This is a genomic window from Microcoleus sp. AT9b-C3 (assembly GCF_036705485.1).
Taxonomy (GTDB): Bacteria; Cyanobacteriota; Cyanobacteriia; order Cyanobacteriales; family Microcoleaceae; genus Microcoleus.
Map to the genome: position 1 here is coordinate 1 of NZ_JAUBUR010000059.1, position 22,635 is coordinate 22,635.

Sequence of the window (22,635 nt, forward strand, 5' to 3'; positions counted from 1 at the left end):
ACTAACGAACATACATTTGATTTCCCCAAAATACGTCAATATAGTTACACACAGAAAATCATTTAGGATTGCTATAACGCAGTTTAAGCGATAGTTCACTTTCGTTCACCATTAGGGAACTCCCTCTAGCACTTGTCCGCCTTAGACTGGCGGTTTCCGTTACCTTCGTGGTCTGCACTCCGACTATTTCGTTGCCTACTGGGTCGTGACCGGACTCTTGAGAGTCTTTTACGTGAGGGTAAGGGGTGTGAATCCCTTAGCGGAGGCGGCTCCGCATACTAAACGACCATTTCAGGTCCCGCTAGGCTAAACGAATCGGACACCGGAATTGATATTATGAATTCTTGATTTTCTTCAGTCCCCCTCTGCTGGAACCAGAGGCAAGTTTATACGAGGTTTTAACCGCCGAGTCTTCAGGCGTGTCGCTTTACAACCAGAAATTATCTCAATTCCGGCGCAGGCCGGAAGGATATCAAATCCGCGCTTCCGGAGTCTGGCGTAAAGTCGAATCAAGCTGCCAACAAATAATTCGCGCAATTTTCATTTTTTTGACTCACAGTCAACAGTGAACAGTGAACACTCAACAAGCATAAGGAGTGCAACCGGAATCGATATTATCCGATTGATATAGCAGGTAGCCACGGAATATCTGTAATGCCGGGGTCGTAGCCAAGTTGCTTGAGTAGTGTGGTAATTTGCCCTCTATGGTGAGTTTGATGATTGAACATATGTGTCACCAAAACCCAAGCCGGTAGCACGCGGCATTTACCATCTACATTGCTTGTGTACTCAAACGGTTGACTCAACCAGTCAGAATTAAGGTGTCTAGACCATTCTATAATTTGCCGATCCGTTGTCTCCCGTTCTGCTCTCAAAACCTCAAACTCAGCATAGAGTTCTTGACCGATAGCGGTACCCAAAAATGGGTGAAGAGTGAAACGACCCATCCATGCTTTGTCACCATACAGTAAGTGATTCAAAGTGCCATGAATCGACTTAAAAAAGGCACCCATATCCTGTTTGCGCTGTTCATCAGGAATAGCCGAGCAGACCGAATATAGATTTTGATTCATCCAGCAATTGTACTCAGCCATTAGCTGGTAGTAGCTACCGTCGTACATACTCAAAACTTAATCACATAGTTTGAACAACTTACATTATACAAATAGGTGTTTCACAATACTCCTGACTCTAATTGGTCTAGATAAATAAACTCAGGAGCTTTAACTCCGGCTTCTTCTCTAATTTTAACCAGTGCAGGAGACTCAAAAAACGCCCTAGCATCTGCGATTGATGTCCACGCGGAGAAATGAACAATTTTTTTTGGTTCATGGTCATACTTCAAGAGCTGATAGGAGCGCTCGCCAGCTTCTTTTCGGATGCTTTGGGCACGATCGAATACCTGTTTCCAAGCTTCATAATTTTTTACTTCATGAATAATTAAGACATATTGCATAGCAGTCAGATTCTCTGATAATTTCAAAACTTCAAGGGTTCGGTTTACTTATGCTCTTACTCATCTAACTCTAGAAAAAGTCCCTCAGTCTTCAGAACTAAATCCTCATCAGACAGGGGCGAAAAGTCTAAATAAACAGTCCGTTTCAAAATTTCCAAGACAAAATCTAACCGCTCTGAGTCTATTAATCGTTCAAAAGTATTCAAAAGTTCTTCTACTAAAATAGTCATAGCTTTTTCCCTAGACTTGCTTATAACATAGCACAAGTTTTAAGTAGATCAACCTAAAAAGACATAACACCCACCTCCCCGCAGGACTTTAAGCCTGCGGGGTTATAAGCTCGATCGCGCTTTACGTTTAAAGTAGTAAATAGTGCCCGATCTAAAATTTTCCTAAATATCGTCTCTATATTTTCTGAAATTCCGACTGTGTGGCTGCAAATTTCCCTCGTGGGAGTCTGGCTGGGTGTAATTTTGTTGGTAGCGAACACAGCGCAACTACCTACAGGGTTTATATTACAAAGATTTAGTCTGATATACTGATACTTGAAAACTAGGATACCAAGTACGTAACTGTTCCGGTGTCATCGATAAAATTTGTGGGATTACTTTCATCGCCGCTAACGCCCCCCTAGTCGGCACGAAACCCCGTTGCGGTTTGAAGCAGTCACGACAGAACTCCAGGAGCAACCTGGTTAGGGCAAACCGATAAACAGCCAGCCTAATCCCGTTCTGAAAATTATTATTTAACAAAAATAAGGCTACAGCATTTAATATCCCTAATTGCACATTTTTAAATCTATTCAACCTTTCGACTTGAGTTTGCCAATGACAAATTTTAGCTTGAAAAGCGACCACCAGCGCGTATTTTTGGGAAATTCGGTAACTTAAATCCGAATCTTCAGCTATTGCCCCACGAGTCAAAATCTCGTTAAATCCTCCTACTTCCCTGACTATATTGGTGCGAAAAGTCATGCGACAACCGTGTAATAAAGCAATATCAGCAACTAAGTCGGGTCCGAAGGTTTCGCCCATATTATAATGATAATATTTACCGTTATAAGGAATAAGTAGCTCGGTTTGATACCAAAATTTACTAAGGTAATTACTCAAACTGTTCTTTAACCTTTTAAGCCCCGAATCCGGTGATATTGCTTGACTTACTGTATCTGATGTTTCATCCTTATCTGGTTCGAGAGCAGCTAAAACTCCCATGATACCTCCTATTAGCTCCTTTTCATCCATCTCATATATCTGCATGACTTTTTCGGCATAGTCAGCATACATAAAAGCGTCATCATCAATGAAAAATACAACATCACTCCGGCAATTTTTTAATCCCACATTCCTTTGGTAAGTTGAGGATTTTATTTCGGAACCAATATAAATAAAGTCTGGTTCTAGTAAAGTCGCGCCTAATGAATTTGTGATAAACTTTTTGGACTCCTGCCAATCATCACTAGCATCAACGATAATCATTTGTTGAGGTTTGCGAGATTGTTTGAGTGTTGCTTCCAAACATTTCAGCAAAATTTCTCGACGGTTCAGGGTACAAACAACTAAGGACCAAGTTAGCATACAATAATACCTCTAATATCAGATGACTTGATTATAACGGTCATAATGCTTTTATAGCATACGGGAAAGGGCATCAATCAACTGCTTCCATCCTTTAGTATTAAGGCGATCGTACTCTTGGCAAAAATGCCAACCACCCAGCGGGTGCGACCGTACCCTAGAGCCAAAAGTTGCCGCGCTTCCACTTCCCCGATGCAACAGGTTTCACCCCAAACGCCAGAATCACTTCGCCCGTTTCGGTTTTCAGTCCCAAGCGGGTCTCATCTTAACCCATAATAGCTCAATTATTTTCCCTTTCCAAACAACTGTTAATAGGTCAACAGGGCTGGGGCGATGTTTTTTTAAAGCGCTCATGGGCATTGGGTTGAAGCTTTGCGCTCTGTGGAGGGGGCACTTTCAATAGCGAGTAAATCATACCGTAGTGACGGTAGAAAATCCAGCCAACATAGAACAAAGCGATCGCCCTTGATGCCGAAATTGATTGAATCTCTACTACAGTGGTAAACAGTGCCCGATCGAAGTTTTTCCTAAATATCGTGTCTATATTTTCTGAAATTCCGACTGTGTGGTTGCAAATTTCCCTCGTGGGAGTCTGGCTGGGTTTGATTTTACTGGTAGCTGAGGGCTTAAATCGCTTTACTTCTGTCGATGCTGAGGTATCGCGGAAGGTGGTTCACATCGGTACTGGGAACGTGATTTTGCTGGCTTGGTGGCTGGAAATACCCGGTTGGGTGGGGATTTCGGCGGGGGTTTTAGCAGGTGCGATCGCCCTAATTTCTTACCAAGTTCCGATTTTGCCCAGTCTTAACAGTATCAACCGGAAGAGTTTGGGGACTTTTTTCTATGCTGTTAGTATCAGCGTTCTCGTAGCTTGGTTTTGGCCGCTGCAACATCAGGAATACGCTGCTTTGGGCATTTTAGTCATGACTTGGGGCGACGGATTGGCTGCTGTCATCGGCCAGAAATACGGGAAACATATTTATCGAGTTTGGGGAATTCAGAAGAGTTGGGAAGGTTCTGCAACTATGTACTTGGTGAGTTTTTCTGTTAGCAGTTTGATTTTGCTGGCGGTTCAAGGCAATATTTGGCAAACTTGGGCTGTGTCTGCTGTTGTAGCTTTGGCTGCTGCTACTTTGGAGTCGGTTTCCAAGCTGGGAATTGACAATCTGACTGTGCCGATCGGCAGTGGGGCGATCGCCTTTTTCCTAAATCAATTTTTGATAATTGGTAATGTGTAATCTAAACTTCCCCCCACGGGAGGCGTTGCTGGATACAGGTATGAATTCCAGATTTCGCAATTGCTATAAACGAAGTCGGGTGAGTTTTGTAACTTCCGATCACAGGTGATTCATACCGTGAATCAGCAACGCCAATTATCAATGGTCTAAGTCTCGTTAAAGCAGCCGACGTGCTTGTAAAATTTGTTGTTGCCATTGCTCGAAAGCGGGGATTTTTGAGCGATCGTCTGTTGGAAACATCGCCCTAATTTGCTCCATAAGCTCGATCGCCAGCGGTACGCCAAGCTGCAATTGTTCCAACACATCCCGCTGAGCAAAAACGGTTTCCGGTGTTCCTTCTAAAATCAGTTTTCCCCGATCCATTACAAACACCCAATCAGCCCAGCGGTAGATGAAATCGAGGTCGTGACTTGCTAAAAGGATAGTGGTTCCGGCGCTGTGAATTTGTTGAAGTAAACCGATCAGTTGTCGAGTGTGACGCGGGTCGAGATAAGCGGTAGGTTCATCTAACAGCAGCAGTTTGGGCTTGAGAACCATGATATCGGCGATGGAAACCCGCTTTTTCTGGCCCAAACTGAGATTGTGAATTGGTTCGCGGGCGAGTTCGCTTAGATCGAATTGCTCGATCGCCTGCTGCACCTGTTGAGCAATTTCGGATTCTCTTAAGCCTAAATTGTACAATCCATAGGAAATATCTTCTTCTACTGTCGAAGCTACTAATTGATGTTCGGGATTTTGGAAGACGAGTCCGATTTGTTGGCGCAGTTGCATCAAAGATTTGCGATCGTAGCGAAAGGGCTCACCTTGCCAGCTAATAATTCCCTGTTGCGGTTGATATAAGCCATTTGCTAACAAAAAAAAGGTAGTTTTGCCACAGCCATTTTGACCTATCAGCCCGCACCGTTTCCCGGCGGGGACTTTGAGATTTAAACCCTGAATTGCCACTCGCGAACCGCAGGGATAGGAGTAGGAAGTGCCAGCGAATTCGAGAATCCATTCAGACATATTCGTTATTTTTTATTTTTTATAGCCTTGTTCCCCGGCTCTGCCTGGGAATAAATACCCGGAGGCTATGCCTCCAATTACCGATTACCGATTTCCATTGTATAGCAATCCTTGCAGCAGTCGTCAACTTTTTACCCCACCCCAACCCTCCCCTTATCAAAGGGGAGGGAGTAAGAAATTCAAAAAGGATTTAGGATTGCTATATTTGTGTCAGCCTCGATCTGATTTTGACAACTGCCAAAGTTGCATTTCATAACAGAGATGCTGCTCAAAAAGTTGGGACGCTTCCAATCCTTCAACCACCAACTTCTTGAACCAGCGGCGAAATATCCAGCGCAGCAATTTGTGGACGGGCGGAACTGTGATCGCAATTAAATCTGCAACATAGATCATCGTATTTAGTCCATACCTACGGAAAGTATCGACATACAAATCGATTGTGGGCAAAATATGGGCGGAAATATCCTCACTTTTTACTAAAGTGAACCCAGCCTGCTTTAATGCTGCATGAAGTTCTGTAACCACATGACAATTAGAGAACATTCCCTCTTGATAATTAGCATCAGAGCGCAGCATATCGGCCAGCAAAACGTAACCGCCCTGATTGAGGATTTTGGCGGCACCGTTAGCAATATCAACAGCCGACATATACTGGCTACTTTCGCTAAAGAGAATAAGATCGTAGAAATGAGTTGCTTGAAAGTCTTCAAACCTCGTGAGGTGGAAGATTGCCCGATCGCCCGTACACTTAAGAAAGCGCTGCTGTTGAAACGGATCGGGTGCGAGCCCTTCCACTGCAAAACCTCGATCGAGCAAATAAGCCGCATTTCCGCCAATCCCGCAGCCCACATCGAGTATCGTATGAGTGCCTTTGGGGATCGCATCCAACAGTTTTACAGTATAAGCTTGCTGAGCCAGGCGCAATCGCGCGATCGTTAGTTCGTCAGCGGGCACAGGTAGGGTTTCCCAATAGCCGTAGTGAAGGTAGGGCGAATCTGTCAGGCCCAAATAGTAATTAAGCGCTGCATTTTGGTAGCGAGTTACTTTGGAAATTTCGAGGGATTTTGGCTGCGACATTCGGAAAATTTAGTAAGTTTTAGGATTTCGGGCAGAGTTGAAATTCTTCCCAGCGCTTGCATACTTGTTCATAGCACTCAACAGGAGAAATTGCCAAGTTTTGCAACAAATTGATATCAATCTGACCGTTGGCGATCGACAAAAATATAATTGCTTCCTTGGGTTCGTAGGTAGCAATGATTTGGAGCAAATTTGAAACAGTGTTTTCCTCTATTTCTAGTTGTTGCAAATAAACGGTTGCCTCCAAGTCGGAAATAAATTGCCGATCGTACTTTATAGTATCTAAGCTCCAATTCACAGAACCGTTAATGGGAGTATTGATTTTGCAAGCAACCAAACCTCGTCCTTGATGCAAAAAGCCATTCCAAGCAGTATGTCCGATCGGCAAAATATTCTGGTGAATAAACAAGTTTTGCCAGTAGCCAAAACTACCCTGCCAAACACTATCTTCAATTCGCATTTCTTTTCCATTAAAATAATATACGCTTCCGAACCCAGAGCGAATTACATCAGCGTTCATCTGTGTTTATCTGCTGATATCTGCGGGTAAAAAAGCCTAATCCAATAATAATAAAAAAAATAATAAACTCACCATCATCCATACCTCGCAGATGAAAAACATGATTGTAAACAAATCGGCGGGCATCCTGACTCAGAGTTCCAATGATCTCATTACAGTTGCGGGACAGCGCCGGATTCGCACCGAACTTTCCCCCTTGCGTCTGATGGCTGTTCTCCCTCAGAGCCGATCGATATACGGGGATATTACCACTATTTGGGATATTTGACAAAAAAGCGAGCGGACATCTGCAACAATTCTTGTGGGGAGTAGGGGGTTAGGCATCCTGCCGCCCCAACACTTCTTTTTCAAGTCTATATTGTGATTCGGTGTGCCGCCAGTCATCGGAACAATTTTTCCAGTGAGAAATTCATGCCGATCCTGATAATTTACTTCACTTTATAGATATTTTTCTGCCGTGTAGGTTGTAGTTTCAACTGGTGCGCTCGTATAAACGCTCTCCTTTAATTTCCCCATTTTTTTTTAACTCATGTTAATTAAACATAAACTTCAATTTTATTCATGCTAAAAAACAGGCAAGATGCCTGTTCCACAAAGAGTTAATTTGATTGTGAAGTGGGCATCCTGCCCGATCGCACTTAACGAACTTACCGCAGCGGGACAAAGCTATAGCCAGTGCTTCCTCCTTGCTTAACTTGCACTAAAATCGGCTTACCAGCCCGATCGCCCGTGGGCAAAAACTTCACATCCTCGCTCGATCCTGCTGCCGAAAAACTGGCATTTCTGAGTGCTTGTTGCAATCCTTCCCGCGTATTGCTTTGCCGCAAACCAGCGATGACAGCTTGAGTCGCATCAAAACTCGTTGCTGTTCGCCAATTCACAATGCCTCCCCAACGCTGGCGGGCATTTTCTGGGAAACGGCTACCGGGATTAGTTTCAGGATGCCAGGGAACGGGCAATACTAAGCCGTTAACGTCACTTTGTCCGTCTTTTAAAGTTTGAAAGGTGTAGAGCGTAGTGCTGCCGTAGAGTGGCAATTTGCCTCGATTGCTGCGAGCCAGAGAAATCGCACGGTCAATGCGATCGATGTGGGGCGCTACCATCAATCCTTGTGCACCTTTGCTGACAGCATCGGCAAGGGCATTTTCCGCATTAAAAGAAGGAAGTGAAAAGTCGCAAACAGTGGGAACTAATTTGCCACCAGCAGCAGTAAGAGATGCCACAAATTCATCTTTAAATGATATGTTATCCGGTGCTTGGGAATCATAACAAACGGCAATATTAGTTTGACCTGCTGTTTTCACTGCATATTCTGCTAAGGGAGCTGCCATTAAGCTAATATTGGGTACTGTCCGAAAGATGTAGCTGCCAAATCCTGAGAGATTATTGGCAAAGCTCGTCGGTGTCACCATTACCAGTTTTTCTTGCTGATATATCGGAGCAGCTTCGAGAGATGCGTTGCTAGCGTTGTGTCCAATTACTGCCAGTATACTCGAATCTTTTGTCAATGTCCTTGCAACTTCTCTGACAACCTCTTGACTGTTGTCATCGTTAACAATTTCTACTTGCAGTTTAGCGCCGTTGATGCCACCGATAGTATTAATTTCATCCTGAGCTTGGGCGACACCTCGAAGGATTTCTTGGGCGACATTGGGGTTGCTACCAATGGGAACGCTGACAGCAATTTTTAAGGAAGAACTATTGCTGGCTGTGGCATTATTCAAATAGATAATGGTTTCCGGGTCGTTGCGATTTTGTTGCAGCGATTTCTGAAAATATTGGGCGGCAGCTTGGTGATTTCCCTCAGCAAAAGCTTGAACTCCTGCTTGTTTTGCTGCTGTTGTTTGGGAGGCTACCAATATTTGATTTCCAAAACTGATGCGATTTGCGATCGCTCCGGGTGCGATCGTTGTCGATGTAGATGTAGATGTAGGTGTATTTGAAGTTTGGGTTTTCAATAAACCGGGAAGGAACTTGTATGCGCCCAACCCAATTAAGCCGATGGCAATAATAAAAACAATGGGCGGCGGGCTGTTTCTTTTGTTAGTATCTTGATACATAATTTTTTCTCTGTGTTTTGATACTGTAATTATTCATTCAAATACTGTTCACGTCAATTCATATAATTCATTAATTAAGTTCATAAAAGTCATATTTGTAATAGCTGTGGCAGGAAGTGCGCCCTTATTCAAATCCGGCCCGCTAAACTAACGAGAATACGAGAATTATCAACAATAGCCCTGGAGGCGCGGGTGCTCAGAAACCTGGTTTTTTGCGATAATACTTGGTTACAAGCCGCAGATTCAGTAAAAACCCGGTTTCTTTGCTTGTAATGCGTAAGTCTCGTTGATATTAACCACCGCCACCGCCACCGCCACTAATCGTGAATATAATGCAGGACTTACCCACTCCGACCAAAGAAACCGGGTTTTATTACGAAAAGACACGTTATAGCTCGCAGGTTCGGTAAAAAACCCGGTTTCTTGCCCCCATTCGTCCAGAAGTAACAATAAATTTAGCGTTGAAATACCGCACTTAACAAAGTTAAAACCGTGCAACCAAACAAAGCTTCAAATATATATCTTCGCGAAGGTTTATAAGGGTAAGAATTCCAAACGCGCAATTCTCCATTAAAGCCGCGCGACGCTAAACTCAGCGATACTTGACGGTAGTTTTCTAAAGTTCGCTGAAGCAATTGCCCGATTAAAATGCTTAAACTCTGCATTCCCCGCTTCCAAGTGCGGTAGCCACAGCGCGAATTTTGTGCTATCCAAAGTTCATCGGCGATCGCCAATAAGCTAAAAATAAACCGATACATTAGTAATAGCAGTTCTGTGACCAACTCTGGACAGCGTAATTGTCTGAGAATTTGCAAGATTTCGGTAAATGGAACCGTCAAGAGGATGAAATACATACAGCTTGTCGATGCGAAGGCGCGGGCAAATAGCAAGCTCACTTGGTATATGCCGGTGCGGCTCACATACAGATAAAAAGTGCCGATGCTAATGCCCCAACCTTGCCAAATATCCCACCCAATCGCGGGGATACGATCGCCCGCAACCGCACCCAGCGCCAAAGCAGGCAAACTTGTCAGCAAAAACATCAACGGTAGCGACAGCAACCGCAAATACAGTTTCCCCGGAATGCCGGCATAGACGACGATCCAGACTGCTAGCCAAAGGCCGATCGACAATTGGACGATCGCCCCAGAAACGAGAGACAGAATTAACAGGGCGATCGCAAAGGATAACTTGTGAGATGGTGGCAAGCCGCGCAAGCGATTTGTATAAGCCAGACTATCAATCTGATGGTTCATTCCGACGACTTATTATCAGACTGCTGCCGAGATTGCGATCGGCCTTTATACAACCCAATGACGTACCCAACTACGCCAGCCCCCATCGCCGCTTGAGACGCAAACAATAGACTGGAAATTTCTCCGCTAGCCGGCTCAAACAAGTGATTGAACCAAGGTTTATAACCCGGTTGAATTTCGGTAATTGCTTTCTTAGCTTGGTCATCTGCACCGCCATATTCACCCCGCACAAAAACGAGAGGAAACGCTGCCAGAACAATCACAGCACCAGCCAAAAGCCAATTTTGCCGCGAAGTAGATTGGTGATTGTTTGTAGTTTTTTGACTCACGGCTTATGACTCCTGTTTTAATAATTTCAAAGTTTTTAACTCCGGCTTCCCGTAAGAATGCAGCCAATTCCAGACCAATAGAGTCAGCAATCCCTCACTGATAGCCAGGGGTACTTGAGTGATAGCAAAGATGCCCGCAAACTTTAAAAACGAAGCGATAAAACCGCCACTTGCTGCGGGGAAAGCTAACGCTAATTGAATCGAAGTCGTCACATAAGTCAGCAAATCTGCCAAAGCCGCAGCACAAAAAATTGCCGCCCGCTGGCTACCAGTTCGCAACAGCAATCGATAGATAAAATACGCAGCGAAAGGGCCGACAATCGCCATCGAAAACATATTCGCTCCCAGCGTTGTCAAGCCACCATGCGCTAACAGTAACGTTTGAAACAACAAAACTAAAGCCCCCAGTACAGCCATCACCGAAGGGCCGAACAAAATGGCGCCCAAACCCGTACCCGTCGGGTGAGAACAACTGCCCGTTACCGAGGGAATTTTTAAAGCAGAAAGCACAAAAGTAAACGCACCCGCCAAAGCAAGCAATAGTTTAAGTTCCGGGTGTTCTTTTGTAATGCGAGTAATTGAACGCAAACCTACTGCAAAAAAAGGCAACGCCACCATCCACCAAAATGCAGCCCATTGCACCGGCAAAAAACCTTCCGAAATGTGCATAGCTGCGGCGGGCGTTGCCGAGCCCAGGACAATATAACAACTCAAGCCAGCCATCAATCCCAAGCTGACCAATTTCCGATTTCTGGTCTTCACACTGAACCTCGCAGATGAGACTATGTAAACTAACACATCGGCGGGCATCCTGACTCAGAAAGCGACATGACTCTCATTACAGTTGCGGGACAGCGCCGGACTTGCACCGAACTTTCCCCGTTTCCTCTAACGGCTGCTCCCCATTAGAACCGACTCGTTAGACATAGTTTAGTCGATCGTGTAAGTTTCAGCAAATATTGTACAAAAATTTATTCAGATTAACTAAGTCAAAATTACCTATCATGTTCTCTTCTTTTCCTTCGCGTCTTCGCGGTTCGTTCAATAAATACTATCGCTCAACATCAACGGTATAATATTAGTGAGTTTTGAGGAAAGCCGCAATGTTACAGTACAACTTGCCGAGGAACTTGCCCTCAGCCGATGAACTACCAGACTCAGATGAAACGCCTGTGGATAACGAACTGCAAGAATTAATACCAGGCTTGTTAAAAGCAATATTGCTCATACTTTGGTCAGAACGCATGGACTGGTTTTTTGGCATAGATATGGGTATTTATCATCACCCGGATAAACCTGCCATTGTGCCCGATGCTTTCTTGAGTTTAGGTGTAGAAAGGTTTTATGATGAAGAATTGCGTCCCAGTTACGTGCTGTGGGATGAAAATGTTCTGCCTACTTTTGTGCTAGAAGTTGTTTCCCCAACTTATCGCAAGGAATACAGCACAAAGTTGGAGGAATATCAAGCTTTAGGCGTACTTTATTACGTCATTTATTCTTCCCGCCGCCGTCGTAAACCCCGTTTAGAAGTACACAAGTTAGTCAATGGAAAGTATGAATTACAGCCAGGAAATCCAGTTTGGATGCCAGAAATTGGTTTGGGTATTGGTTGTGAAAGGGGAAGTTATTCTGGGGTGACAAGGGAGTGGTTGTATTGGTATGATGCCGATGGAAAACGTTATCTGACTCCTGAAGAACAGGTGAAAGAATCCACGCAGCGCGCCCAACAGGAAGCCCAGCGCGCCGATCGATTGGCTGAACGTTCCGATCGACTAGCTCAGCGATTGCGCGAGTTGGGGATAGATCCTGATAATTTGACCTAATGGCAATCAAGAGTACCAGACTGACGGACTCTGGACGCTCAGAAACCGGGTTTTGCAACCGAGCTCGATCGTCCTCAACGAAAGATTTTCAGGAAAAAACCCGGTTGCCGCATCCAGAAATGTGTGAATTTTTATCGCAAAAATCAGAAAATATCGAGATAGATTTGGAAAAAACACAGAGTTTGACGAGAAACATTGAGATGCAGCTCGAAAAAATGAAAATCAACAGAGGTTATTAAATAATGGTCATGAATCTGCGTTCTTACGATATCATCTGTTTTGGTGATGAAGTTCCAGGAGTTCTAGCTGTTGTCTCTGCCTCCCGAGAATATCGGCGCCGCACAAAGCGTTATCCGCGAATTCTGCTGATGTCTAAAGCAAGCTTGCAAGAAGGAATTGGCGGGCATTTGGTAAGAGGTGGCCTTGCTTATTTAGATAGAAGTCAGATTAGTGAACAACTTCAACAATCTTTAAAGTTAGATACCTTTGGTTCACCGGCGACAATCTATAAAGAGTTCCTGCAAAAATCCGGTGTTAAGGCAATTGCACTTGACGCCCGCAAAGCCAGTGCAGCGCTGAAAGAAATGCTAGTACAAGCTGGGGCAGATCTCCTCAGCAAAGTAGAAATTAAATCAGTCAGTAAAGAAGGTCAAAAAATTGCCAGTATAACCACATCTCAAGGCGTAGTTTATGCCGGCAAGCAATTTATTGATGCCACTGTCAATGCCGAATTAGCTCAAGCTGCCGGTGTGAGAAAGCTGAAGGGATTTGAAACATTGGGTCTGCCTAACTCAGAACTTCCAGTCACCCTCGTTTTTGAAACCCAAGGACTCAGTGCAAGAACCCTAAAAGAATTCGATTATATTTATCTAAAACGCTTCACCAACCTGGCCGATTCAGAGAGTCAAAAATTTTTGCTGTACGCTGCCGACAAGGATGCCCAACTAGCAGAAGAACTCCGGCGGGAAATGAAAGACACTAAAGGCAATCTCAAAACTCTGTGGGCGGGCCACGATTACATCGATGTTCGTTCGCCGGCTCTGTCTGTAGCTTACCACTCCTTTAGAGGAATAAAACTATCTTTTTCTGAAACTGGCGTAATTTTAGATGAAGGAAATATAGCAATACTTCCAAATGATAGACTTTCGTGGAATGCGCTTTTATTTGCCGTCACGGCCAGCGAAGCGGAAGCCTTAGCCAGAAGCGGGAGCAAACCCACGGCTAATATGCAAAGAGAGATTTTATTTATTACAACTTGGCTGAAGAGTTTGGGGGCTACTTCTGTTACTTCTGCCTCAGAACTTTATATCAGACACGCTGGCAATGTGACGGGAGTTGTAGAACCTTTAACAGGCGCACAAATGCTGTTAGGTGGCGTACCAGCTAATGAAGCCCTGGCAACATTTAGCTATCATTTTGATGTACGGGGAGGCATCCAGGGTATTCGCGATAAAGCAAATGGTCTAGGATGGTTTAAAAGTCTGAGTTTTAAACACCCTATCTTTAATATTGGCATCCGCCACGCATTAATTAAAAACGTTCCTAACCTGGCAGTGGTCAGTCCCTGTTCTGGATTTGAAGGGTTTGCGTGTTCTGTCGGCAGAATTGTTGAATTCAACGCCGCAGTTGGTCAAGGTGTCGGTATCGCTGCGGTAAATGCCATTCTAAATAACAAAAATCTAGCCGATGTATCTAACCGAGAAGTGAGGCAAGTTCTCGCCCAAACAGGTCAGTTACCTAAAATTTTTGGAACTTCCAATAGTGGTGAGGCAATGCTATTGGCGCAATTCGAGACTCTTGCCAGTTCCGATGCTATTGCGTAATATCAATTGCGGTTGCACTCCTCATGATTATTGATTGTTGACTAAGCTGTTGTGGCATTTAAATTGTATGTCAAAAAATAATCAAACTTTTTTGGGGTGTCCCGCCCTGAATATACAATTTAAATGGGCGACAGCTTAGCCTACTCGCTAACAAACAATCCTTACTTCTTCTGCGGGCACTTCGGATGAATGCCCCCCTGCAAACAAATGTAAGCAATTTGACTTTTATCTAAATTCTTAGCCTCCGCAAAATCAACTCCTAGGAATCGACCGGATTTACTACCAGTCTGATTTTGAATAAATTGATCCGAAGCTGCTTTCCCCAGAAACACAGCGCCTTTAAAATCCGCTCGCGCTAAATTTGCGCCCCTAAAATCAACCGAACTCACCTCCGCATTCCGAAAATTCGCATCTTCCAACCGAGCATCTTTGAAATTCACGTTGGTGAGTTTAGTCGAAGTCAAATCGGCATTTTGTAAGTTAGCGCCACTCAAATCACCACCGGACAAATCAGCACCTTGCCATTGCGATTTAGACAAATTTGTCAAGGACAACTGAGCACCTTGAGCCTTCACTTTGGCCAAACGCGCACCCGACAAATCCGCTCGCGACAAATTCGCGCTTCCTATATCTGCTCCGGTAAAAATTGCATTTTTTAACAGTGCTTCCTGCAAATTGGCTCCAATTAAAATAGCACTGCTAAAGTTAGCGGAATTCAAATTGCCCTTTGACAAATTAGCTTTGTTCATGACAGCGCGCACAAAATTAGTCGAGTTCATTACAGCACTGTTCAAAGACGCCCCGACCAAATTTACTCCTTCCAAATTAGCGCCGCTCAAGTCAGAAATCCAATCGTCAAATGTACCTGGACGCCTATCTTCGCCGGTGCCGTAAAAGCGAGCTCCCTGCAAGCTGGCATTGGTTAAATTGGCATTTCTCAACTTAATTCCCGACAAGTCAACTTTGTTTAAAACTAAAGTAAACTGAGACGGGCCCGCAGGACTTTGAGCTAAATCCGTGCGGCTGAGATCGACGCCGTTGAGTTGGCTGCTATACACTGTGAGAATTTTGCCGATCGCCCTTTGGACTGTTCGCTGGCGGGCGGCTGCTAACTCGCGTTCCGGGGCCTTGCCGCCAAAGCGCAGGGACTCTAGGTCGTTGCTGAGGGCCTGATTCAACCGCTGCAACTCAGGCAAAGCTTTCGGCCCGCTACTGACTAAAGCTTGCTGGATCGCGTCCAACATGGCGCGGTTGTCTTCTTGAGCTAGCAAATCCGCTAGCAGCGGTACGGCGCGGGAGTCATCCACGGCCCCCAAAGCCAAAATGGCCGATCGCCTGCCCGATGCCCCGCTAGCGGATGTGGGAGACAATTTGCTGACTAAAGCTACAAATAATTCGTCGTTTCGCTGCCGGGAATCCCGCATATTTGCTTGACTTTGAGTGTAGATGAGAGTGCCGACAAACAAAGTTAAAATCAATCCCGCGCTGCCGATGGTAACTATTACTAAAGTTGTGCCTGGGTGTTGGCGCATCCAATTCCACAAACTGGCATTTGCTTTCAGGCTGCTTTGTGGAGTCACAACCAAAGCCGCAATCTGCGCGTCTTCTTCAGTCCAATCTTGAGTCGGGACAGGATCGGCAGACAGTTGATTCGATCGAGCATTGACCACCAAAGTATTCGCGAGGCGATCGTGTCCAGATTGGCGTTTGTAGCGCAATGCCAAAGCCCCGTCTGCGAGCACTGCCAAGCCGCTCAACCCCCCTAAAATCAGCAAATCAGGAAACGCACCGCTCAAGCGCCAAATGCCGTAAGCGACGCCCAGAGGCACTCCCCAGCGCCCCAAACTTTCGCGAATTAGCACTTGCCCAAAACCTGGAGGAGTACCAGACGCGGTGACAACTTTGACCCCGAACCAGCGTTTGGGGATAGTTTGACCTGTTCTGGCGAGCAAAAACAGTTGGCACCCCGCTAAAACTGCCGGTGCCAGCAGTGCCCCTGACCAGAATAGATTAGTTAGGGGTGCGACTCTGGGGCTGCGATCGCGCACGGGTATGCCCAAGGTACGGGCGACGGTTTCGGATGCTGCTGCTATGTAGGAATTGAGCGGCACGGTTTCAGTTTCCTTGTTGACCAATGCCCCGATACTGAAGGGAACGAGGGCGCTGGCCGCAATTAACGAAATTTCCACTGCCCAAGCGCCGCACCTGCGAACCAGCAGTGGCATTTGCTTGGATTGTGTTTGCCAAGACGGATCGGGTTGATTGATGCCGCTGGGCGCGGTGGGGTTAGCCATATTTAGAAATTCCTATTATTTGTCGTTAGTTGGAGGAATCAGGAGATATTGCCAATTTATCAGAAATTTGGGTTTAAAACCCCGTCCTTGGCTTGACGGCTTTCTATTGGATGAGCGTGAATTTACGCTTGGCAAAGCAACCCCAAACCAGGTTATAATTAAGTTGTCATGGTGAAACTCCATTGCCATCGTGAAACAGTTGAGACACACTTTCAGGCATAAATTTAGGGGCAAAGAGCGGCGAAAACTCTTAAAACAGCTAGGGATAAAAAAAATAATATCCCAATACCAGAGAACCAAATACTTTGTTGACTACTGAAGTAAGGCGGGGCACGCCTGAACTCTAGGTTCATATCCTAGTACGCTTGGGGAGATAGACCCTCTGGGATTAACTAAGTTAAGCTCGTCAATTGGTGGTATTCCACGGTTGAAAGGTTTAAGTATTGCCGTAAGGATAGTGAGTAGTAAGGTCAGTCGTGGAGCCAAGAATCACCTCGCCTTTAGGACGATCGGTGAGTGTCAAAGGCTATGTAGATTAGCACTCCGAGAACGGCAAGAGTCATCAGGGCGGAAATTAGCTTTACGACGCTATTGAAGACTGTCAGGACAATTATCGCTCCGACGGCAAAGGCTGCCACCTGCCCCGGTTTGGGGAGTCTTTGAAACTTGTCCAGTAATTGATTGTAGAAGGTTCCGACGGCTTGATAGCTGTCTGAATTTTGTGTGATGAGTGGCGATCGTTCTACTTTAGCTTTTAGTTCTCCGAACGCTTGCTGCCAATTGAAGTTATTTTGAGGATTCATAAAAAAATTCGGAAGTTATTTTAGATTAATGTGTTTGGAACCGCCATTATCCCCTACCGTCAAAGAACTAGAACCAAATGTCATTGTGTGAGGAAACATGAAGATCAATTATCCGGGCGATCGCGGCAAACTGTGGTTTAGCCCGATCGTGACCTTAGCCTTGGCAATGATTTTAGCGGATGCCGGTGTCCTTCGGAGCCAACCGCTACAAATTGCTCCGGGATTTCCCGAACCGCTGGGAGTTTCTGGAGTTTCCGGCGGCCCGAACAATAGCGGCGACTGCGGTTTTGTGTCCCAAGCACCGAACCACGTCATCGAAGTAACGCAGGATTTGCCTTACTGGCGGATTGCTGTACAAACCGCTGGAGCTCCAAGTTTGATGATTCAGGGGCCGAGGGGGCGTTTCTGCGTGCTGCCGGCGAATGCTGCTGCGGGGAATGTAGAATTTTCCGGTTATGGGGACAAGGGGACTTATGTTATTTTTGTGGGCGATCGATCTCAAGGTCAACACCCTTATTCTCTCTCTATTTCCCAAAAGCGAAATTAAAAATACAACGGAATTAGGAGGCTTGCTGTGAGAAAATGGCTTTTTGGCGATCGTAACTAAGCCATTTTCTGACAGCAAGGGCGTAAACTAGGGATTTCATATCAATTTTGTATTTGGTCTTTAACCCACTTGCGAAACAATCTGAGAGTTTGACTCGTGCCCACTGTTTGACTTTGTTCACAATATTGAGAAATAGCTTCAATAATTGGCAGATTGGGAAAAGTTGGACTAATTTCCGATTCAACATATTTCCCATCTTGAAGCACATTAATCTGAAGCTGGTTATTTTCATAGCGCCATATTTCAGGTACTCCCAGCGCCTCGTAAGCGTCCAGTTGAGTTTGGGAAGTTAAATCCACTTCAATTGCTAAGTCAGGCGGCGGATCGACAGTTAAGTCGATCCGCTTTTTACCAATCATTAGAGCGTAATTCTGAATGTAAAAGCAGTTGTCAGGTTCAATTCCTTGTAACATACTTTTTCGCTTAAAAGTCGTCGAACCAAAACATTCTCGATCAATTTCAAGTTCTTCGAGTAATATTTTGACCATATCGCCAATGATTTCTTTATTGAATTCGTGTTCTGGTAGTGGCATCCTAATCTCCAACGTTCCTTGACTGTAAGCTATTCTAGAGCCACGGTGTTCTCCCAACTCTTCTAAGATTGCCTCAAATTCCTGCCAGTTGACATCATGGAACAGCACTCTCTGCCCTGGGGGTACACTGATTTGTCTTAATTGCAGCGTTACCATTTCAACCTCCGATTTATTTAAGTTTATTATAACTTGCGCCAAAAATATTGACGGGTGCGCACTGCGCACCTTACTAATAACTTATTTAAATTTATTATAACTGGCGCCAAAAATATTGTAGGGTGCGCACTGCGCACCTTACTAATAACTTGCGCTCAAAATCTAATTGTAGGGTGCGCACTGCGCACCTGAAACCTCGGATTTATTTAACTTTATTATATATAACTGGCGCCAAAAATATTGTAGGGTGCGCACTGCGCACCTTACTACGCCAAAATATTGTAGGGTGCGCACTGCGCACCTTACTAATAAGTTGCGCTCAAAATCGAGCAGTCTAATCTACGTTTTTTTGCTGGTTGTAAAGTTCCTTAAACTTGCGCTGCTGCTCGTTGTGGTCTACGATCGGAGAGGGATAATGAAGAAGTCTGCGTTCTAAAGGCGAAATATTTCCTGTTAGCAAAAATTTCGTATCAACGCGGCGCAATTCGGGAACCCAGTGCCGAATGTATTCCCCTTCCGGGTCAAATTTCTGAGCTTGACTCGCCGGATTAAATATTCGCAAAGGTTTCGGGTCCATGCCGCTCGATGCGCTCCACTGCCAGCCGCCGTTGTTAGCAGAAAGGTCGGCATCTATCAATTTTTGCATGAAGTATTTTTCGCCCCACTGCCAGTTAATAATTAAGTCTTTGGTGAGGAAACTGGCGACTATCATGCGGCAGCGATTGTGCATCCAACCTGTCTGATTTAACTGCCGCATTGCTGCATCGATAATAGGATAGCCAGTTTTGCCCTTACACCAAGCTTGAAAAAGCTTTTCATCGTTCTCCCAAGGAAAGTCTTTGAATGCTTGACGGTAGGGGCCGTCTGCTAATTCTGGGAAGTTATACATGGCGTGTTGGTAAAATTCCCGCCACGCTATTTCCTGTTGCCAAGTGCGGATGCTTGTAGACGCTTCTTCGCTGCGGCAAGTTTCCATTACTATCTGGGTAGCTTGCCAAACAGTGCGGATGCCAATTGCACCAAATTTGAGGGCGGCGCTGAGTTGGGATGTGCCGTTAATGGCGGGGAAATTGCGCTGTTCTTGATATTGGTAAATTGCCCGATCGCAAAATTCTTCTAATTTTTGTTGCGCTGCATCTTCTCCGGGTTCTATTACTAATGGGTTTTCCCAAATAAATCCCAAACTAGAGGCTGTTGGCACTGTTTCCATTGCACCTGCTTGGTTGGCAATTGCTTGTTCTTCGGCGGTTAATCCGGTCATTAATTCCAGATAAGTTATCGGCAGTGTCTCTACTGGTTGGGCTTTGGGTTTACTGTTCCATTTTTTCCAAAAAGGTGTATAAACTGTGTAGGGAGTCCCTGTACCGCTGCGAATTTCGTCTGGGGCGTGCAGGACTTGATCCCAGAAATTTTGGACTTGAATTCCTGCTTGTTGCAGGGCATTTGATACAGACAAATCGCGCTGTTTTGCGTAGGGTTCTACATCCCAGTTCCAAAATACTGCTTGAGCATTTATAGCTGTTGCTAGTTTCGGTATTCCTATAATCGGTTCATCTTGAATGATCAGCATTTGGCTGCCGGCTTCCCTGTAACGCTGCTGAAGTTTTTGCAAGCAGCCGATCATGTATGTGACTCTTGCGGGCGCTACGTCATCGCGATTTAGAATATTGCGATCGAGACAAAAAATTCCGACTACTTTCGGGCTTTGCTGGCGCGCTGCGGCCAGTCCGATATTGTCAGAAATACGCAAGTCGCGGCGGTGCCAAAATAAAACTAGATCTGACATTTTTTTGATTATATTTTAACTTCATACAGTTCGCCGTAGGGTAAGCCTCGGCGTACCTTACTACTATATAGTAAGTAGGGTGCGCACTGCGCACCTTACCGCTATCTCAAGTATGTGTTGTCTGCCACCAACCTATCGGATTTACATCAAAAAGGGACGGGCTAAGAAAAAGCTAGAAATTGATTTCGCGTCAATTGGTTCCCCCGCTAAGATAGCTTTTTCTAATTCTTCTGGGGTGAATAAAACTGTTTCAATGTCTTCATCATCGTCTTGGGCGGGCGGCTTTTCCAGTTTTTCCAAATCTTCGGCTAAGAAAGCATAAATGATTTCGTCGGAATAACCGGGGGCGAGAAAAAATTGCCCTAAATTATGCCATTTTCCGGCCCGATATCCGGTTTCTTCTTCGATTTCGCGTTTGATTGTTTCGGCGGGGCTTTCATTGATTTCGACTGTACCAGCGGGAAATTCTAAAATTCGCCCTTTTGTGGCAAAGCGATATTGGCGTACCAAGACGAGTTTACCTTCGGGGGTGACGGGAACTGCCAGTGCTCCGCCGGGGTGGCGAATACATTCCCACTCGCCTTCGGAACCGTTGGGAAGGCGAAGGGTGGCTACGTCAAAGTTAAATTTGCGCCCTTGGTAAAATAGGCGTTGTTTGAGAAGTTGGGGTAGTTCTTGACCGATCGACATAAGCGACAAGCGAATAATGTTTGATGGCACCGATTTAAGACATCATAGGCGATCTGATAGGATTTTAGATTGTAGATTTTAGATTTTAGATGGGGAATGACTGATAAATATCACGGTTTGGAGCTTACCTACGGTTGCATTTTTTTTACTGGTACGATCGGTGAATTTTGCTTTATTTTTACAATGGCAATTTTTGCACTCCCGAACAGTCTGCTGTTTGCAGGATTTGGACGATCGCACTTTTCGTCACCGGATGCACCCAATCCGGGGCAATTTCTGCTAAAGGTACTAATACAAAAGCTCTTTCGGTCATCCGGGGATGAGGCAAAGTCAGTGTCGGAGTTTCTAGGATTAAATTGTCGTACAGCAGCAAGTCTAGGTCGAGGGTTCTGGGCCCCCATTTTTCTCGACGAATTCGATTAAATTTTATCTCGATTTCTAATAATTTTGCTAGCAAGTGTTCGGGTTCTAGTGCAACTTCTAGGATGGCACAGGCGTTGATGTAATCGGGTTGCGGTGGCCCTACGGGGGCGGTTTGATACCAGCTTGAATGAGATTTTACTGCTATTCCTGGGGTGTTGTTGAGGGTTGCGATCGCGCTAGAGAGTGTGGCGAGTGAGTCGCCTAAGTTGCTACCGAGGGCGATCGCACATTTTGTTAATTTCATAAAGAAGGAAGTTCGGCAACGGATTGTGTAACGGATGTAACGGATTGACTTCAGGGGGAAAACCCGACTCTACAAAATAGAGTCAGTCTTGGACGAAGGCGCAGTCAGAAACCGGGTTTTTTACGTAAATACTTCGCAGGCAGCCCGCAGATTAAGTAAAAAACCCGGTTTCTTTAGTCTTAATGCGTCGTCAGTCCTGAGTTTTTTAATCACAGCTTAACTGGCGGTTAATTTTTATTTATTATCATTGACAAGTGTCACCATTTAGTTTAAAAAATAATGAGTTTCCACCGACGCTTATTTTCAGCCGGGATTTTGGCAACGGTCATTTTTACCGCAAATATATCAGTATCTTTAGCAGAAAGTAAGGAAAGATATCTTACCTTAGATTCGGACGGCAGTCAATCTTTTGCGAGTTTAGTGCAGCAGGCGGAAGATTTAGCGAAAGAGTCGATCGCCCGCGAGTTTGAAGCAAATCCGGGATTAACAGAAGTTACAATCATCATTACAGCCGATCGCAGCCGACAAAGGGTTCCAGTTTTGCGATCGAGAGTATCCCGCCGCGACTGGCAGAAAGATGCGAGAATCGAACAGTGGACTAGATATTTTGCGGATGCTCAATTCCTGCTGGGATTCAGAGACGGCAGTATTTCGTCCCCAAATTCTGGGTTCTCGCAAGTGATTAATGTACCTGCGCCAAGTCGATCGACATCGCGAGAAAATGATCCGGGTTTTCGAGATGATTGAAATATTGGTAATGGGGCATCGGCAAAACAGGGAATTGGTAGCAAACAACAAACAGCACGACAAGGAAATCACGGATACACGGATAGATATTTTTTCCTGAATCTCTCTCTCTATTCCCAATTACCACTTGCCAAATACAATATTTAACTTTTTGTTAACCTAAATACCTCCCAATTTTAATTAACCTT

The 22,635-nt window shown here is 45.1% G+C and carries 22 protein-coding genes and 2 riboswitches; of the genes, 5 read left to right on the top strand and 17 right to left on the bottom strand.

What is annotated here, in order from left to right; translation table 11 throughout:
* Positions 1-614: 614 nt before the first annotated feature.
* The 4 genes from QUB77_RS29670 to QUB77_RS29685 form a co-directional block, all read right to left on the bottom strand.
* Complete coding sequence (locus QUB77_RS29670) at positions 615-1,121, bottom strand: DinB family protein (protein ID WP_333180575.1); 507 nt, start codon at positions 1,119-1,121, stop codon at positions 615-617.
* A gap of 53 nt (positions 1,122-1,174) precedes the next feature.
* A complete protein-coding gene (locus QUB77_RS29675; RefSeq protein ID WP_333180574.1) occupies positions 1,175-1,456 on the bottom strand; it encodes an antibiotic biosynthesis monooxygenase in 282 nt (93 codons plus the stop codon).
* A 56-nt stretch (positions 1,457-1,512) separates the two neighbouring features.
* Positions 1,513-1,686: a hypothetical protein gene (locus QUB77_RS29680; RefSeq protein WP_333180573.1), complete on the bottom strand. Its 174-nt coding sequence runs from the start codon at positions 1,684-1,686 to the stop codon at positions 1,513-1,515.
* Positions 1,687-1,971: 285 nt separating this feature from the next.
* A complete protein-coding gene (locus QUB77_RS29685; RefSeq protein ID WP_333180572.1) occupies positions 1,972-3,033 on the bottom strand; it encodes a glycosyltransferase family 2 protein in 1,062 nt (353 codons plus the stop codon).
* Positions 3,034-3,569: 536 nt separating this feature from the next.
* Between QUB77_RS29685 and QUB77_RS29690 the strand changes: the two genes are divergently transcribed.
* Positions 3,570-4,271 carry a diacylglycerol/polyprenol kinase family protein gene (locus QUB77_RS29690; protein WP_445251787.1) on the top strand — a complete coding sequence of 234 codons (702 nt, stop codon included), beginning with the start codon at positions 3,570-3,572 and terminating at the stop codon, positions 4,269-4,271.
* 156 nt (positions 4,272-4,427) lie between these two features.
* Here QUB77_RS29690 and QUB77_RS29695 read toward each other — a convergent pair whose 3' ends face one another.
* From QUB77_RS29695 to QUB77_RS29725, 7 genes are all read right to left on the bottom strand, one after another.
* Complete coding sequence (locus tag QUB77_RS29695; protein ID WP_333077314.1) at positions 4,428-5,276, bottom strand: ABC transporter ATP-binding protein; 849 nt, start codon at positions 5,274-5,276, stop codon at positions 4,428-4,430.
* 210 nt (positions 5,277-5,486) lie between these two features.
* The gene (locus tag QUB77_RS29700; RefSeq protein WP_333180570.1) at positions 5,487-6,353 is read right to left on the bottom strand and encodes a methyltransferase domain-containing protein; all 867 of its coding nucleotides are present in this window, start codon (positions 6,351-6,353) and stop codon (positions 5,487-5,489) included.
* A 19-nt stretch (positions 6,354-6,372) separates the two neighbouring features.
* The gene (locus QUB77_RS29705) at positions 6,373-6,873 is read right to left on the bottom strand and encodes a hypothetical protein (protein ID WP_333180569.1); all 501 of its coding nucleotides are present in this window, start codon (positions 6,871-6,873) and stop codon (positions 6,373-6,375) included.
* 100 nt (positions 6,874-6,973) lie between these two features.
* Positions 6,974-7,118: riboswitch (cobalamin riboswitch) on the bottom strand.
* 402 nt (positions 7,119-7,520) lie between these two features.
* Positions 7,521-8,933: an ABC transporter substrate-binding protein gene (locus QUB77_RS29710; RefSeq protein ID WP_333323654.1), complete on the bottom strand. Its 1,413-nt coding sequence runs from the start codon at positions 8,931-8,933 to the stop codon at positions 7,521-7,523.
* A 455-nt stretch (positions 8,934-9,388) separates the two neighbouring features.
* On the bottom strand, positions 9,389-10,189 hold the full coding sequence (gene cbiQ / locus QUB77_RS29715; protein WP_333323655.1) for a cobalt ECF transporter T component CbiQ: 801 nt from the start codon (positions 10,187-10,189) through the stop codon (positions 9,389-9,391).
* Positions 10,186-10,518, bottom strand: coding sequence for an energy-coupling factor ABC transporter substrate-binding protein (locus tag QUB77_RS29720; RefSeq protein ID WP_333180566.1), 333 nt, complete (start codon positions 10,516-10,518; stop codon positions 10,186-10,188). Before QUB77_RS29720 ends, cbiQ begins: the two co-directional genes overlap by 4 nt.
* A gap of 3 nt (positions 10,519-10,521) precedes the next feature.
* Complete coding sequence (locus tag QUB77_RS29725; protein ID WP_333180577.1) at positions 10,522-11,241, bottom strand: energy-coupling factor ABC transporter permease; 720 nt, start codon at positions 11,239-11,241, stop codon at positions 10,522-10,524.
* Between the two features lie 61 nt (positions 11,242-11,302).
* Positions 11,303-11,449, bottom strand: a riboswitch (cobalamin riboswitch).
* 172 nt (positions 11,450-11,621) lie between these two features.
* Here QUB77_RS29725 and QUB77_RS29730 point away from each other — a divergent pair.
* Together QUB77_RS29730 and QUB77_RS29735 are read left to right on the top strand one after the other, a co-directional pair.
* On the top strand, positions 11,622-12,341 hold the full coding sequence (locus QUB77_RS29730; protein ID WP_333180565.1) for a Uma2 family endonuclease: 720 nt from the start codon (positions 11,622-11,624) through the stop codon (positions 12,339-12,341).
* 248 nt (positions 12,342-12,589) lie between these two features.
* Positions 12,590-14,164, top strand: a complete 1,575-nt coding sequence (locus tag QUB77_RS29735; protein WP_333180564.1) for an FAD-dependent oxidoreductase — start codon at positions 12,590-12,592, stop codon at positions 14,162-14,164.
* Between the two features lie 161 nt (positions 14,165-14,325).
* Here QUB77_RS29735 and QUB77_RS29740 read toward each other — a convergent pair whose 3' ends face one another.
* A complete protein-coding gene (locus QUB77_RS29740) occupies positions 14,326-16,458 on the bottom strand; it encodes a pentapeptide repeat-containing protein (protein WP_333180563.1) in 2,133 nt (710 codons plus the stop codon).
* Positions 16,459-16,958: 500 nt separating this feature from the next.
* Positions 16,959-17,261, bottom strand: a complete 303-nt coding sequence (locus QUB77_RS29745; protein ID WP_333180562.1) for a hypothetical protein — start codon at positions 17,259-17,261, stop codon at positions 16,959-16,961.
* 97 nt (positions 17,262-17,358) lie between these two features.
* Between QUB77_RS29745 and QUB77_RS29750 the strand changes: the two genes are divergently transcribed.
* The gene (locus tag QUB77_RS29750) at positions 17,359-17,808 is read left to right on the top strand and encodes a hypothetical protein (protein ID WP_333180561.1); all 450 of its coding nucleotides are present in this window, start codon (positions 17,359-17,361) and stop codon (positions 17,806-17,808) included.
* A 101-nt stretch (positions 17,809-17,909) separates the two neighbouring features.
* Here the strand turns inward: QUB77_RS29750 and QUB77_RS29755 are convergent, their stop codons facing one another.
* From QUB77_RS29755 to folK, 4 genes are all read right to left on the bottom strand, one after another.
* Complete coding sequence (locus tag QUB77_RS29755) at positions 17,910-18,557, bottom strand: Uma2 family endonuclease (RefSeq protein ID WP_333180560.1); 648 nt, start codon at positions 18,555-18,557, stop codon at positions 17,910-17,912.
* Positions 18,558-18,891: 334 nt separating this feature from the next.
* Entirely contained in the window at positions 18,892-20,343 is a 1,452-nt protein-coding gene (locus QUB77_RS29760; protein WP_333180559.1) for an FAD-binding domain-containing protein, read from the bottom strand.
* A 141-nt stretch (positions 20,344-20,484) separates the two neighbouring features.
* Positions 20,485-21,033 carry an NUDIX hydrolase gene (locus tag QUB77_RS29765; protein ID WP_333180576.1) on the bottom strand — a complete coding sequence of 183 codons (549 nt, stop codon included), beginning with the start codon at positions 21,031-21,033 and terminating at the stop codon, positions 20,485-20,487.
* A 178-nt stretch (positions 21,034-21,211) separates the two neighbouring features.
* On the bottom strand, positions 21,212-21,700 hold the full coding sequence (gene folK / locus QUB77_RS29770) for a 2-amino-4-hydroxy-6-hydroxymethyldihydropteridine diphosphokinase (RefSeq protein WP_333180558.1): 489 nt from the start codon (positions 21,698-21,700) through the stop codon (positions 21,212-21,214).
* Positions 21,701-21,979: 279 nt separating this feature from the next.
* Between folK and QUB77_RS29775 the strand changes: the two genes are divergently transcribed.
* On the top strand, positions 21,980-22,447 hold the full coding sequence (locus tag QUB77_RS29775; protein WP_333180557.1) for a hypothetical protein: 468 nt from the start codon (positions 21,980-21,982) through the stop codon (positions 22,445-22,447).
* Positions 22,448-22,635: the final 188 nt, after the last annotated feature.